This is a genomic window from Photobacterium sp. 270122K, from assembly GCF_059941365.1.
Genome location: NZ_JBPOEN010000002.1, coordinates 449,091 through 464,112, shown reverse-complemented (window position 1 = coordinate 464,112; position 15,022 = coordinate 449,091). Strand labels below are relative to the sequence as shown.

Below are 15,022 nucleotides of genomic sequence, written 5' to 3'. Positions count from 1 at the left end.
GAGCAAGCATGAAGCCGGCTCACGTTTTTACGCGACTGTTCGATAAAGACAGTACCGTCTTACTTGGCGCTCAATACGGTTGCTGGCTGTAACGCACTTGCCCGTTTTGCAGGGTACCACGTTGCCAAGAAACTCAGCACCACCGCCGTCACGGTGACCAACAACACATCATGCAGCGCCAATTCTGTCGGCAAGAAATCGACAAAATAGATATCACCGGACAAGAATTTATGCCCGACGATGCCTTCTAAGCCACGCAACATGCTGGTCAGATTCAGCGCCACCAAGGAGCCCAATAGCGAACCAATCAGGCTACCGATCACGCCCGAGAACACCCCGTGCCAAATAAAGATGGAACGGATCAGCCGATCGGTCGCGCCCATGGTACGAAGAATGGCAATATCTGCTGAACGATCTTTCACGGCCATCATCAGGGTCGAGACAATGTTAAAGCTCGCCACTCCAATCACCAGTACCATCACCAAATACATGATGGTGCGTACCATCTGAATGTCACGGTACAAATAGCCGTATTTGTGGTTCCAGCTTTTCAGGTACACGTACACCGGCAGTGTCCCGCCCACTTCACGTACAATCTGCTGAGCATCCAGTACATTATCTACGTTCAGTTCGATGCCAGAAATACCGCTGCCCATCGACAGGTACTGTTGCGCATCTTTAAGCGGCACCAAGGCAAAGTTATGGTCAATTTGCCCTGCTAAGGCCAATAACCCCGCCACTTGCAAACGAATACGGTGCGGCGCTTTCAACTTCAGGCTCGGATCCGGGTTCGGTATCATCGCGGTGATCCAATCACCGACGCCAATCCCCAATTTATCCGCCACACCTTGGCCCAGAATGACCTGCTGCTTACCCGCTTCAAAATGGTCCCACGCATTGTCTTTCACGTACTTAGGCAATGCACTCACGGCGCGTTGCTGCTCCGGATTCACCCCACGCACTTCGACGGCTTTCAGGCTGTTGCCCTTTTCCAGCAGCGCGGTGAACTGAATATACGGCGCCGCTGCCGTCACGCGAGGGTGTTTTTCCACCGTCTCCAGAATAGGCTGCCAGTCTTTAAACGGCGGTTGTACCGCTTCTAACTCCGCATGTGGGATCACCGACAACACACGATTTTGAAGCTCTCGCTCAAACCCGTTCATGGCCGACAAACCAATAATGATCACGGCCACCCCAACGGCGATACCCAGCATGGACGAAATGGAAATGAACGACACCATGCGGTTACGTTGTTTCGCCCGACTAAAACGGCTACCGATAAATAATGAAAGCGGTCGGATCATCAAGCAGCCTCTACCTTAACCAGTTCGCCATCTTGCATATGCATGGTGCGATCAAGCTTGCCGGCCAGTTCTTTATCGTGTGTTACCACCAAAAACGCGGTGCCCGATTCTTTATTCAAGGTGCGCATCAAATCATAAATTTCTAAGGCGGTTTTGTGGTCCAAATTACCGGTTGGCTCATCAGCCAACACCAAGGCCGGACGGTTCACCAACGCACGGGCAATCGCCACACGCTGACGTTCACCGCCACTCAACTCTGAAGGACGGTGCGCCAAACGGTGAGAAAGCCCCACCAGTTCCAGCATACTTTGTGCACGGCTACGGGCTTGTTGTGCCGAGACGCCCCCAATCAACAGCGGCATGGCGACATTTTCTTCCGCACTGAAATCCGCTAACAAATGGTGGAACTGGTACACAAAACCGATTTCTTGATTACGCAATTTGGCTTGCTTGTTGGTGCTCATTGCATTGAGATTCTGCCCTTTAAAGAACACCTCGCCCGCCGTTGGCTCATCCAATGCGCCCAACAAATGCAGCAAGGTACTTTTCCCTGAGCCTGACGAGCCCACAATCGCCACCAATTCACCGGCATCTAATGCAAACCCGACACCTTTGAGCACCTCCGTTTCCAGTTGCGCTTCTTGATAAACCTTACGCAATCCCTGACAAACCAATAACGAATTACTCATAACGCAGTGCCTCAGCAGGACGAACCGATGCCGCCCGATAAGATGGAAATACGGTTGCTAGCAAACTCAATAAAATCGCGCCAGCAATAACAATCAAAATTTGAACCGGTTCAACGACAACGGGCAATGACCCGCCTGCCATGATCAAATTGCCACCGGTGACAGCCAACACACTGTTCAGGTTCATAGCCAAGACCATGCCAAGCAGACCGCCGATGATCGCCCCGATCACGCCGCTGCTCGCACCTTGTACCATGAACACCAAAAGCACCTGACGGCTGGTCATCCCTTGGGTTTTTAAAATGGCCACTTCCGCTTGTTTCTCCATCACCACCATGATCAAGGCAGAAATGATATTAAACGCCGCGACGCCAATGATCAGACCCAGCATCAGCCCCATCATGTTTTTTTCCATTTTAACCGCTTGAAACAGCTCGCCGCGTTGTTCACGCCAGTCTGACCACACCATGTTGTCCGGTAACGGCTGAGCCGCCAACTCAGACACCACAAACGGGTCATCCACAAACAAACGCCAACCGGTGATCTGATCTTTTTTCAAGCGCAGCAAACGGCCAGCATCGTCAATATTCGTAAGCATCAGCATGTTATCAACATCTGAACCCGTATTATAAAAACCGGCCACTTCAAAATTACGTTGACTCGGAATGCGCCCAATCGGCGTGTACTGACTAGCACTGGTGACCATCAAACGCACTTTATCGCCCACACCGACCCCCAATTGGTTGGCTAACCCTTGTCCGAGTAAGACACGGTAACTACCAGGCGTGAGCATATCGAGCGCCCCACTGTTCACGTAATATTTCACGGGTTCAAATTGAGTAGGATCGACCCCCAGCAACATGCCTGCGGCTAACGAGTTGGCACTTTGCAACACGGCTTCACCACGGGTGACAGGCACGACCATGTCCACGTGGGGCATGTCGGTTAAAAAAGCAGGCGGCTGAGGCGTACGGGTAAGATGGCCATCCGGCCCCGACACCACCACTTGTGGCATCACACCAAGAATGCGCGACTTCAGCTGATCCTCAAAGCCATTCATGACCGACAACACGGTTACCAATGACAGCACACCGATGGTAATACCAGCGGTAGACATATAGGAAACAAACCGGCTGAAACGATCGCCAGATCGTCCGCGCAAATAGCGTAACCCTATAAAAAACGATACGGGATGAAACATAGATTCAACAACAAACCATCCAGATAAAGACTGCCGCAAGGATACCCCTTGCCAACGCCTTTTACCATTGACGTAGGCAAAAGTAATGTAAAAACAGGGGCTAAAATTGGACCAGTAACGGTCACTGACTTGCCCCCAAGCGAGAGCTAAGTGATAATCGAAGGATAGTTAATTTATAACGAGAGCAACATGAATCAGGACGAGTATTTTTCAGTCCATGCTGGATTGACCATTAATGTAGAACCGCTCGCACCCTATGAATCGGTGCCCGAGCAAGCGGATTTTATTGCCGAAATCCCGCCCCTGTTTCGTGTTGCCAGTGAGTGCAGCAGCCTCGATGACGACTTAGAGCGCGCCCTTACCCATTTTTCCAAACCCGAGGCCGCCGGCCTGACCCAATACTTAGCGGCCCAGAACAGTAAAATTAACTTGCTGCTGTCCTTTGTGTTGGCCCAACAGGACGATCCGACGCAACGTTACACGACCCACACTTTTGGGGCGAGCCGCCTGACTTACAGCGCATCGCACCCACTGACCACGGGCACCGCGGTTCGACTAAAAATATTCCTCGATAACCCCGCAGCTGCCGTCTATGCCTATGCTGAAGTCACCGATTGTCACACCGAACACGACCGTGTGACGGTTCATTTGCGTTATACGCGACTCACGGAAGAGGATCAGGATCTGTTGATCCGAGCAGCCTTACTCTTCCAACAAAAATTTCTGCGCCAACGCGCGCAACAGCGATCAGAACATCAATAAGCCATGAAAGCACACTCCATACTCTCTCTCCCTTCCCCCCATAAAGCGGGAGACTGCCGATTCATCGGTAATATTTCGGGGGCCGCACTGGCATTGTCGATTGCCGAATTGGCCGACGCGCATCAAGGCCCGATTCTGGCCGTGGTGCCGGATACCCAATCCGCCTTGCGTCTGCAACCGGAAGTCAGCCAATTTACGACCAAAGACGTCACGGTTTTCCCGGACTGGGAAACCCTGCCGTACGATAACTTTTCACCGCATCAGGACATTATTTCAGCACGTCTGTCGTGCTTGTATGGCCTGCCCCAGCAAAAAGACGGTGTCGTCTTAGTCCCAATCAGTACCTTGCTGCAACGTTTGAGCCCACGCGCCTTCATTCAGCAACATGCGTTACTGGTCAGTAATGGCGATCGCCTGTCGCTTGAAAAGCTGCGCCTGCAATTGGAAAACGCCGGCTACCGCCACGTGGATCAGGTGATGGAACACGGCGAATACGCCAGCCGCGGCTCACTGCTTGACCTCTTCCCGATGGGCAGTAACCAGCCGTTCCGCATTGACTTCTTTGATGATGAAGTGGATTCCATTCGTCAGTTTGATCCCGAAAACCAACGCTCAACCGGTGAGATTGAACAGATCCGCTTGTTGCCTGCACACGAATTCCCGACCGACGAAGTGGCCATTGAAAGTTTCCGCATGCGCTGGCGTGAACGCTTTGACGCGCGTCGCGAGCCGGAATCCATTTATCAGCAAGTCAGCAAGCGTACATGGCCAGCCGGTATTGAATATTGGCAGCCACTATTTTTCGATGACACCGAAACCCTGTTTGACTACCTGCCAGACAGCAGCCTACTCGTCACGATCGGTCAGCTTGAACCTGCGGTGGATCAGTTCTTAACCGATGCCGAATACCGGTTCGACCAACGCCGTGTTGACCCGCTGCGTCCGTTGTTGCCACCGAAAGACTTATGGCTGAACAAAGAAGAAATGTTCACCCATTTCAAACAGCTGCCACAAGTGCGGATCCGCAAAGACGCAGAGCCGGAAAAAGCCGGCCGCTTTAACCCGGCACTCAGTGCGGTGCCCGCGCTGACCATTAACCACCAGCTCAAAGAGCCGTTAGCGGAACTGCGCCGTTTCACAGAGCAATTTAACGGGAAAGTCATTTTCTCCGTGGCCTCTGAAGGCCGCCGTGAAGCCCTGCTGGATTTATTAGCGCGGATAAAACTGCGTCCGATCGTGTGCGCCTCACTCGCAGACGCCATTGCCGCCCCCGGCGCCTTCAGTTTGATTATTGGTGCTGCCGAACAGGGCTTTGTGTTGGATAACCCAGCTATCGCCTTGATCTGTGAAAGTGATCTGCTGGGTGAGCGCGTGGTGCAACGTCGCCGCAGTGACGAAAAGAAAAGCGTTAATGCCGATACCATCATTCGTAACTTGGCTGAGCTGCAAGTCGGTCAGCCCGTGGTACACCTTGATCACGGTATTGGGCGCTACCAAGGGCTGCAAACCTTAGAAGCCGGCGGCATCAAAACCGAGTACGTAACCTTGGAATACCAAGGTGGTGCGAAACTCTATGTGCCCGTTGCCTCGTTACACCTGATTAGCCGTTATTCTGGCGGTGCCGATGACAGCGCCCCCATCCATAAATTGGGCGGCGAAACATGGGTGAAAGCGCGCCGTAAAGCCGCAGAGAAAGTGCGCGATGTTGCCGCCGAACTGCTGGATGTGTACGCCAAACGCGAAATGAAACCGGGCTTCAAATTCACACTGGATCGTGAAGCGTATGCCGACTTTGCCACGGGCTTCCCGTTTGATGAAACCCATGATCAGGCGCTGGCGATTAATGCCGTGCTGTCTGACATGTGCCAAGCCAAAGCCATGGATCGCTTGGTATGTGGTGACGTAGGCTTTGGTAAAACCGAAGTCGCCATGCGCGCAGCCTTTGTGGCGGTCGATAACAGCAAGCAGGTCACCATACTGGTACCTACAACCTTGCTGGCCCAGCAGCATTTTGAGAATTTCCGTGACCGTTTTGCTAACACACCGGTACGTGTCGAAGTACTCTCTCGCTTTAAAACCGCCAAAGAGCAAAAGCAAATCTTGGCAGACATGGCTGACGGCAAAATTGATATTCTGATCGGCACCCACAAATTGCTGAATGCCTCAGTGGCGTATCACGACCTTGGCCTGCTCATCGTCGATGAAGAACACCGATTTGGTGTGCGTCAGAAAGAAAAACTCAAAGCATTGCGTGCCGATGTGGACATTCTGACCCTGACCGCAACGCCGATCCCGCGTACGCTAAACATGGCCATGAGTGGCATGCGTGATCTGTCGATCATTGCCACGCCGCCTGCACGTCGTTTGGCGATCAAAACCTTTGTGCGCGAAAATGATGATGCCCTCATCCGTGAAGCCGTCCTGCGTGAAGTCATGCGTGGTGGGCAAGTGTACTTCTTGCACAATGACGTCGATTCGATTGAAAAAATGGCGGAAGACCTGAGCGCATTGATCCCCGAAGCACGGGTCACGTTTGCCCATGGTCAGATGCGCGAACGTGAACTCGAACGCATCATGAGTGATTTTTATCATCAGCGTTTTAATCTGCTCGTTTGTACCACTATTATTGAAACCGGTATTGATGTCCCCACCGCCAATACCATTGTGATCAACCGTGCTGATCACCTTGGCCTTGCGCAGTTACACCAGTTACGTGGCCGTGTGGGACGTTCGCACCACCAAGCGTATGCGTACTTGCTGACACCGCACCCGAAACGCATGACCAAAGATGCCGTAAAACGTTTAGAGGCTATTTCGTCATTAGAAGATTTAGGCGCGGGCTTTACCTTGGCCACACACGATTTGGAAATTCGTGGTGCGGGTGAGTTATTGGGTGATGAACAAAGTGGGCAAATTCAATCGGTTGGCTTTACCTTGTTCATGGAAATGCTGGAACAGGCGGTGGAATCACTGAAAGAAGGCAAAGAGCCGGCACTGGATGACCTACTGCGTCAACAGACAGAAATTGAATTGCGTCTGCCTGCCCTGCTGCCGGATGACTTCATTCCTGACATCAATACCCGCTTGTCACTCTACAAACGCATTGCCAGCGCCAACAGTGAGAACGCATTGATGGAATTGAAGGTCGAGTTGATTGACCGCTTTGGCCTACTGCCAGAGGCGACCACCAACTTACTGACTATTAACAACATTAAGCTTAAAGCCGCCAGTATTGGGGTGCGTAAAATTGAAGCGGGCGAGAAAGGTGGGTTCATCGAGTTTAATCAAAATGCTTCGATCAACCCCGGTTTTCTGGTCGGCTTATTGCAATCAGCACCACAACATTACCGGATGGAAGGCCCAACTAAACTGAAAGTCATGGCACCAATGAGTGACAGAAAGGATAGAATTAAGTATGTTGACGAGCTTTTAACAAAGTTGGCTGAAAACACCCTATAATAGATGGCACTTAAGTGCGGAGTATTCTCTTGAAAAAACTGATTTATTTGCTGCTCTTCGTCATTAGCTGGCCAAGTTTAGCACGACAATTTGATGTCGAAGTTATCCTGTTCAAACGCAATATTGCCCCAGAGCAGGTCAATGAATTATGGCCTAATCAACTGCCTGCGATTGATTACAGCACCGCGATTGATCTGGGTGATACCGCCAGCCTGAAAGCCCGTGGGATCCGACCAATGTCCTCATCCCGTTTTCAGCTAAATGGTGAGTATAACAAGCTTAAGCAACATGCCGGGTTCACCCCGCTGGCCCATTTTGGTTGGCGCCAAGGCGATTTAAGCAAAGCCGCCGCACCTGAAGTCCACTTTGCCTTTGGCAAAGATTTTTCTGGTCAATTCCTGCCAGACGGCACATCGCGTGCATCAGCTCAAGCAGGCAGCGACACCGGTAGCATGACGATCACGTCAGATAACAACGCAACAGATACCGCCGCCACTTCCTTGTCAGGCGCTGCCCTGTATGAGCTGGAAGGCAAAATGAAGGTTTACGTACAGCATTACCTGTTCACCGAAGCCACCTTTGATCTGCGCGAGCCAAGCCGCCGTGAAGTGATTGTGGGGACCGAGCCGCTTGAGAATACCGGCATTGATCCAATGCTGACACCGTCAGCAGATGCTTCGCTCACTAACAGCAATGTGCAAGTAGGCCATTTGCAAGAAGTGAAAAAGCAAGTGGAAGTCGAAGAGTTCCTTAAATCATACCGCTTCGATCAGCAGCGTCAGATGGGCAGTAATGAACTGCACTACATCGACCACCCTCTATTGGGCATGATCATTCAAATTCGTCGTCTGTAACGACACGCGTATGACACATTAAAACGGGCGACCACAAGGTCGCCCGTTTTTTATCCACTCATCTACTCAACCCCAGATTTCGCTTTTATTACATCGCTTTTCTGCCTCAACACAATTGCATTTCCCTCGTGCTACCCTATTCTATTCCTTACTCTTTTCCCCCTCCTTTGAGACTGGTGGTGCCATGAAATTAGACTTTGAACTGGTCACTGAAAGACTGCGGCTTCGTCCATACAAAAATGCCGATTTACTTTCACTGGTAGAGGCCATCCAAGACTCTCACTCGGCGCTTTCACCGTGGCTGACCTGGTGTACCCCGCAATATAATCAAGACGATGCCCATGAATGGATCCTCGCTAGTCAGCAAAACTGGCGCTACGATATCAGCTATGAGCTCGCCATTTTTGAACGTGAGACAGACGACTTTATTGGAAGCACAGCACTCAGTAACCTGTCGGAGATCGGCAACTCCGGAGAATTAGGCTACTGGATACGAGAAAGTGCACAACGCCGCGGCTTTGCCACCGAAGCCTGTGTTGCGGTCAGCCAATTTGCGTTTCAAACCCTCGGGCTGACACGGATCGAAATTGTCACCCATTTAGGCAACTTAGCCAGTCAACGCACGGCCTTAGCCTGCCGAGCGCAGTTTGAATGTACGGCGCGAAATCGCATTGTGATGCAAGATAAAGCCGTCAACGGTTTGCTGTTTTCTCTGATCCCTGCTGATATGATCGGGTAGGCGGGTTTGAGTGATTTTCCATGACTTTTCAGCATCCTATCGCTCTGCTACTATTTACCTATCGCTCTGCTGCTATTGAGTAGATTATCCCTTTATCCTTGTAAGGACACATCGTGCTAAAAATTATTCTAACTATCGTACTCATTGGTCTGGTTATTTTCTTTATTCAGCGTTCAATGAGCAACAAGCAGTCTGCCGCTGAAAATATCCAACTGGGCCAAACATTCCTGCTAGAAAACAAAGCGAACGAAGACGTGCAAACCACCGCATCAGGCCTGCAATACCAAGTGCTGCAAGCTGGCACCGGTACCGTTCACCCGAAAGCGACCGATAAGGTAACCGTGCACTACCACGGTACCTTGATTGACGGTACGGTATTTGACAGTTCTGTTGATCGTGGGGAAACCATTCAATTTGGCCTGAACCAAGTGATCCCAGGCTGGACAGAAGGCCTGCAACTGATGGTTGAAGGGGAAAAAGCGCGTTTCTTCATTCCGGCTGACTTGGCTTACGGCAACCGCTCAATGGGCGTCATCAAACCGGGTTCGACCCTAATCTTTGATGTTGAACTGTTCAAAATCAACTAATGCGCTAACCGTTAGGCTAACGAGCACACTGCTCTACCGCTTTTTCGGACGCACAAAAAAACCGCCTTGTTATGGCGGTTTTTTATTACTTTTTCATGACTCTCGCCATGCCTTGCGGCAAAGGGATCAATGCAGTTTCAGGTTTGGACGCAATACGCGGTTGATACGTCCCACCAGCATCATCAAGCCGGTTTTAAACACACCGTGCAGCGCGACAAGGTGCATGCGGTAAAGCGAGATGTACACCACGCGGGCGATGCGGCCTTCAACCATCATGGAGCCTTTGGTCAGGTTGCCCATCAAGCTACCCACGGTAGAGAAACGGCTGAGAGAAACCAATGAACCGTGATCGCTGTACACATATGGTTTTTGCTCACGATCTGACATTTTCGCCACAATGTTAGAGAAGCAACGGCTTGCCATCTGGTGCGCGGCTTGCGCACGTGGTGGAACAAAGCTGCCATCTTCCTGTACACACGATGCCAAATCACCGATCACGTAGATGTTATCATCGCGGGTGGTTTGTAGGGTTGGCTTCACCACCAGCTGGTTAATGCGGTTCGTTTCAAGGCCTGCGATATCTTTCATGAAATCAGGTGCCTTGATACCGGCTGCCCATACCATGATTTGTGCAGGAATGTGCTCACCGTCTTTGGTTGTCAAACCGGTGTGATCCGCTTTGGTTACCATGGTTGCGGTACGCACGTTCACGCCCAGCTTGGTTAATTCGCTGTGTGCCGCTGATGAAATACGCGGTGGTAGAGCAGGAAGAATACGCTCACCCGCTTCCACAAGGTTCACGTTCAAACGCGAACTGTCGAGATCGCCGAACCCGTAATTACGCAGCTCTTGTACCGCATTGTGCAACTCGGCAGACAACTCTACCCCTGTTGCACCGGCGCCCACGATCGCGATGTCCACGGTTTTTTGATCTTTGTTAGCGTGCAGCTTCAAAAATTGGTTGTTCATTTCCGTACGGAAACGGTGCGCCTGCTCTGGGCTATCAAGGAAGATACAATGTTCGCGCACGCCAGGGGTGTTGAAGTCGTTTGACGTTGAGCCAATCGCCATCACCAAAATGTCATACTCAAGCTCGCGCTCTGGCAGCAATAGCTCGTCGTGCTTGTCGTACAACGCTGCCAGCTTGATCACTTTGCGTTCACGATCAATATCTTGCAAGCTACCCATTTGGAAATCAAACGAATGGTTTTTGGCATGTGCACGGTAGCTCAGGGCATCAACCCCAGCATCCATCGACCCTGTTGCCACTTCGTGCAACAACGGTTTCCATAAATGGCTGCCCTTGCGATCCACCAAGGTGACGCTTGCTCGGCCTTTGCGACCCAAGGTACGACCCAGTTTGGTTGCTAGCTCCAAACCGCCAGCGCCGCCGCCTACTACGATAATTCGCATCACAATATCTTCCTCTTATCTTATATAAATTTTTTCTGCTCAGAGCCTTACATCTACGTTTCATCCCTAAAATGAAGAGGATAATGCGCTGGCTAGCTGACTAATAATACCTATAGCGAAAGGCCCTTTTGCCGCGTCGGCGTGCTCTTCGGGTCACAATACAGGCGGCAAACCGCCGTCGTATGACGCGAAACATGTGCTTGATACGCACACAAAGGCATTGTGCTATAGATATGGGGCAAACGTGTTCCATCGTCTGCTGTAGGTAGGAGGTAGGTGGTGCTACTTTCTTATTATTATTTTTGTTACCGTGTGGTCATTATCGCGTGTGAACTACCGCGTTTTATTCTCATGCTGACTCACCGGAACAAAGCGAGAATGGTTATCATCCCCTTACATTTTGTGTGACGATTATCTAATATTTCCGCAATAGTTGGAAGTATATAAAGCAAAAAATCCGATAAATTTTCAAAAAAGACTGCAAAAATTGCTCTAGCGCATAGAATTGATTGCACTTTTAGTTATGGTCTCATGCTTTTATCATGAGACCATCGGTGTATAAAACACGCTATTCATGCATAACAAAAACGGGGGCACACGGTACACGTTTACACATTAAAGGCTTTCAGCGCCTGTAAATGCTGAGAGATTTTCTTGAACTTGTGGGTTTCTTTCTCATCCCAAATCACGTCGTAATACGCTTCTAGCGCTTTCGCAGATAAGGTGTTGTCCATGGTTTCGTCATGACGGGAAAGGAACAACAAGGCGTTGCCTTTGTTTTTCGCGCGGAAATCAGACACGCACTTGGTCGCGATGTCGGCATATTCTTCCGGACGGTCAATTTTTCCTTCCATGGTCACTTCTGGATGCAGGTTAGGGTTAAACATCGCTTGCTTTATCCCACATAAGAAGCCAATGCGTTCGGCCCAGAAACCGCCGAGTCCAACACCACAAATCAAGGTATTGTCTCTGCCGTTTGCTTCAATCAACCCACTGACTTCTTTGAGCAAGTGTGCCATGTCATGCTTTGGGTGCTGGGTACTGTAGGTGACGATCTTTACATCATCAATGAACTGCAGCTGCAATACTTTCTCGTGATTACCCGCACTGGTTGCATCATAGCCATGTAAATAAATAATCATCGTTAACGTCCTGTTTTCATTCTCGTTCTGGTGTTTTGCCTCAATAAGCCAGTGAAAGCCTGTCTTTCTCGAAGGCGCTTACTGAATGGCATTTACGTAAAGGTAACATTTACTCTTGTTTAATCTAACACTTTTTGTAAGGTTTGTTGACCTCGCCACCGCTTTACGGTGAGTTCTTGTGCCCGCTGCCTCTTTATACCCACTCGCGTAGCGCACTTTGATACGTCGCTACTGCTGGATCAAGACCGCCACATCCTTGCGTAAATCGACCAGATTACGGTTCAAGGTACTGCGCTGCTTGTCAGTCAAAGAATGCTGCAGCCGCAACATGAGTTCAAAGCGACGATTGAGGTACACATCCATCGTATTGCTGTGCTGCGCCGTGTTAAACGCAACAATGTTACGCATCCATTGTGTCAGTTGTGTGGAAAAACCCGCCTGTGCGCGCTGCGCAAGTAACCCTTGCCATGTCTGCCAATAGTGTTGCCGCATCGCCAGAAACACCGGTGACATCTCAAGTTGATACCCCGCGAGTTCTTTGAGTAAGGCGCGCTGCTCCGGCGTACTCCGCCCCACCCAATCTTGCAGCGTATCAATCAAGCGTTCGGTACGTTTATCTAAACGTTGTGCCGGCGTCAGTGCTTTTCGTTCTGCATCCACTTCATTGAAACGACTGCGTATTTCACGATTGAGCGCAATAACTTGCTTATCACTGAGCAGGGATAACATAGACGCCACGGGTTTTGCCACCATTGCAGCGGCATCTTGCCCGAGATCAGTAAACAAATAATGATATTGGCGGATTTGAGAGAGGGTCATTGGCGTCATGACATCCGCTTGCAGGCTATCAAGGGCACGATGAATCGCAGGCAGACCTTGTTTACGATGGCGCTCCAGCGCCGTTTCCAACCCTTGATCGAGCACGCGATCTTGCAGGCGGGTCAAGTCCACATAATCACCAATACGGTAAGCGATGAGGTAATCGAGGTTGTTGTAAGCAAACCGCGTTGTACACCCGACCAGTAACAGCAGTAAGCCACTAATCACCCCAACCCTACGCCAATACTGATGTGCTGATTTCACGGTCCCAGCGTGCGTCATCCATTCTCCCCCTTTGCGACTGCGGTATCTCATGCTCACGACTGTCAGGCAGTACATAACACCATGAACATGATGCCTAGATGTAGTCTAGGCGAACACGCTTAAAGAATAGGAAAAATAACAGAAGGGGAAATCACGGGAGAGGGATCACAACCGACAATGCGGTGCATGTCGACTATCACAGCCGCAGCGCGGCAGGCGGCGGAATTTAGCGAGACAACAGACGTTGCTTCAATGACAGGGCGCAGTCGCGATACGTTTCATCGCCCCACAACCGGGCACCAACAAAAAACCACAACATGGCCAAATAATCGCACCATGGCAGCCATGCATTGACGGCGTCTAACCAAACCTTTGGTGCGGCCAACAAAGGCAAACCTAGCCCTTCTCGTTGTTGGCAATATTGGGATACTGCCGCCGCCACATCCCATTGGTTAGCACTGATCGTCAGCGCCAAGTCCAATGACGGATCACCTGCAGCAGCATATTCCCAATCAATCACGGTGGCATGACCCGACGGCGAAAGAATCACGTTATACGCCCCGAGATCGTGATGACAACATGTCGCAGCAAACCATGGCGTAGGCGACTGAGATTGAAAGTGCTGATGCAACGCACACAAATCGGCGTCTTGGTCTGCTGGTGCAATATGTGTCCAGTACTGCACCGCACGCTCACGGCAATCAAGCTGCCATGCCGGCGGGGCAATGGTATGGATCTGCGCTTGCAATTGCAGCAGTGTCGCCATCGGTAAATCGGCAGGCGCCATCTCACCCGCCACCCACTCCACCAACAGCCCCATTTCACTGTGAGCGAATGGCGCAGGGGCTAACGGCATGGCACGCAAAGAGGCTAACAACCGATACTCGTGTTCACGCGACACACCAAACGCCGAGGTGGCCGCTGAACACGGCCGCCACACGCAAGTGTGTGTCGTTAACTGCACACGGTGTTGCAGCGTCACACGCCAGCAGCGATTACTGAGGCCACCACTTAACGGGGTGGCCACAAGCACTACGAATGCCGGCCACGCCGTCTGTAGCTGTGTCACTAGCGCGGCGGACTCAGGATCCGACAACAAGGATGGCGACATACAATTATCCATGATGGCCTTCATCGCCTAGCACCGCGTATTACCAGCCAAGCAGGCTTTTAGACGCTTGCTTACGGATTTCCGTTTCGTCTGCCCATTCGATCAAACCGGTTTCCAAGTCCATCAAACGCATGGTCATTTTGTAGTACACGTCTTGATCACTGCCCGCCGATTTCACGATGCTCGACAAGTTACCGTACAGCATGTACTGCGCGCCTACCATTTTACCAAACTGAATCGCGGTGCTTTGATTAACCAGTTGGTCGTTATTTTGGAAATCCAGTTGCTTACGTACGTCTTCAACACGGGTCATGTCGACAAAACGGAATTTGCCCGAGTTCAGCAAACGGGTGCTAACAGAATCGGTAATGGACTCGGTATCAATGTGCTCGCTGGTTTTGTTTTTGATCCCATCCACCACAATGATCGGACGCTTGCCGTTCGCTGTGATCACGCCGACGGAACCTGATGACAACATGCTATCGGTCATTTCTTCGGCAATTTTTTGCAGATCCGTCGAGCCGAATTCAATGGTGGTCGTCTCAACCGCCTGCGCATCCCCGTAGCTGATTTTCTGCGCACAACCACCCATTAAGGACGCAATAGCCATGACTGCAATGACACTTTTTTTCATTCTGTTTACCTTATTTTTCGTGTGTGCAGCTGCGTGACTACGCT

Annotated in this window: 13 protein-coding genes; 5 read left to right on the top strand and 8 right to left on the bottom strand. The window is 50.9% G+C overall.

Translation table 11 applies throughout. From position 1 onward, the window contains the following. Nucleotides 1-59: 59 nt before the first annotated feature. The 3 genes from lolE to lolC are packed head-to-tail and all read right to left on the bottom strand — an operon-like array spanning nucleotide 60 to nucleotide 3,194. A complete protein-coding gene (gene lolE / locus ACSF8W_RS05240; RefSeq protein WP_500845667.1) occupies nucleotides 60-1,304 on the bottom strand; it encodes a lipoprotein-releasing ABC transporter permease subunit LolE in 1,245 nt (414 codons plus the stop codon). Then, nucleotides 1,304-1,993: a lipoprotein-releasing ABC transporter ATP-binding protein LolD gene (gene lolD, locus ACSF8W_RS05235; RefSeq protein WP_500845665.1), complete on the bottom strand. Its 690-nt coding sequence runs from the start codon at nucleotides 1,991-1,993 to the stop codon at nucleotides 1,304-1,306. The genes lolE and lolD overlap by 1 nt, the downstream gene beginning before the upstream one ends. After that, the gene (gene lolC / locus ACSF8W_RS05230) at nucleotides 1,986-3,194 is read right to left on the bottom strand and encodes a lipoprotein-releasing ABC transporter permease subunit LolC (protein WP_500845927.1); all 1,209 of its coding nucleotides are present in this window, start codon (nucleotides 3,192-3,194) and stop codon (nucleotides 1,986-1,988) included. The genes lolD and lolC overlap by 8 nt, the downstream gene beginning before the upstream one ends. Before the next feature lie 189 nt (nucleotides 3,195-3,383). On the opposite strand from lolC, the gene ACSF8W_RS05225 reads away from it, so the two are divergent. From ACSF8W_RS05225 to bamJ, 5 genes are all read left to right on the top strand, one after another. After that, on the top strand, nucleotides 3,384-3,956 hold the full coding sequence (locus ACSF8W_RS05225) for a PilZ domain-containing protein (protein WP_500845663.1): 573 nt from the start codon (nucleotides 3,384-3,386) through the stop codon (nucleotides 3,954-3,956). A gap of 3 nt (nucleotides 3,957-3,959) precedes the next feature. After that, nucleotides 3,960-7,415, top strand: coding sequence for a transcription-repair coupling factor (gene mfd, locus ACSF8W_RS05220; RefSeq protein WP_500845661.1), 3,456 nt, complete (start codon nucleotides 3,960-3,962; stop codon nucleotides 7,413-7,415). A 29-nt stretch (nucleotides 7,416-7,444) separates the two neighbouring features. After that, nucleotides 7,445-8,269 (top strand): peptidoglycan binding protein CsiV, encoded by an 825-nt coding sequence (locus tag ACSF8W_RS05215; protein ID WP_500845659.1) that lies wholly within the window; start codon nucleotides 7,445-7,447, stop codon nucleotides 8,267-8,269. A 184-nt stretch (nucleotides 8,270-8,453) separates the two neighbouring features. Then, complete coding sequence (locus tag ACSF8W_RS05210) at nucleotides 8,454-9,008, top strand: GNAT family N-acetyltransferase (protein ID WP_500845657.1); 555 nt, start codon at nucleotides 8,454-8,456, stop codon at nucleotides 9,006-9,008. A gap of 113 nt (nucleotides 9,009-9,121) precedes the next feature. Further along, nucleotides 9,122-9,595: a BamJ family beta-barrel-assembly machinery protein gene (bamJ, locus tag ACSF8W_RS05205; protein WP_500845655.1), complete on the top strand. Its 474-nt coding sequence runs from the start codon at nucleotides 9,122-9,124 to the stop codon at nucleotides 9,593-9,595. Between the two features lie 126 nt (nucleotides 9,596-9,721). Here the strand turns inward: bamJ and ACSF8W_RS05200 are convergent, their stop codons facing one another. The 5 genes from ACSF8W_RS05200 to lpoB all read right to left on the bottom strand — a co-directional run bounded on the left by ACSF8W_RS05200 (nucleotide 9,722) and on the right by lpoB (nucleotide 14,978). After that, nucleotides 9,722-11,011: an NAD(P)/FAD-dependent oxidoreductase gene (locus ACSF8W_RS05200; RefSeq protein ID WP_500845654.1), complete on the bottom strand. Its 1,290-nt coding sequence runs from the start codon at nucleotides 11,009-11,011 to the stop codon at nucleotides 9,722-9,724. Between the two features lie 605 nt (nucleotides 11,012-11,616). Beyond that, a complete protein-coding gene (ycfP, locus tag ACSF8W_RS05195; protein ID WP_500845652.1) occupies nucleotides 11,617-12,150 on the bottom strand; it encodes an alpha/beta hydrolase YcfP in 534 nt (177 codons plus the stop codon). 228 nt (nucleotides 12,151-12,378) lie between these two features. After that, entirely contained in the window at nucleotides 12,379-13,251 is an 873-nt protein-coding gene (locus ACSF8W_RS05190; protein ID WP_500845650.1) for a DUF6279 family lipoprotein, read from the bottom strand. Between the two features lie 208 nt (nucleotides 13,252-13,459). Next, the gene (locus ACSF8W_RS05185; protein WP_500845649.1) at nucleotides 13,460-14,356 is read right to left on the bottom strand and encodes a phosphotransferase; all 897 of its coding nucleotides are present in this window, start codon (nucleotides 14,354-14,356) and stop codon (nucleotides 13,460-13,462) included. Nucleotides 14,357-14,384: 28 nt separating this feature from the next. Next, nucleotides 14,385-14,978: a penicillin-binding protein activator LpoB gene (gene lpoB, locus ACSF8W_RS05180; RefSeq protein ID WP_500845647.1), complete on the bottom strand. Its 594-nt coding sequence runs from the start codon at nucleotides 14,976-14,978 to the stop codon at nucleotides 14,385-14,387. Between the last annotated feature and the right edge of the window lie 44 nt (nucleotides 14,979-15,022).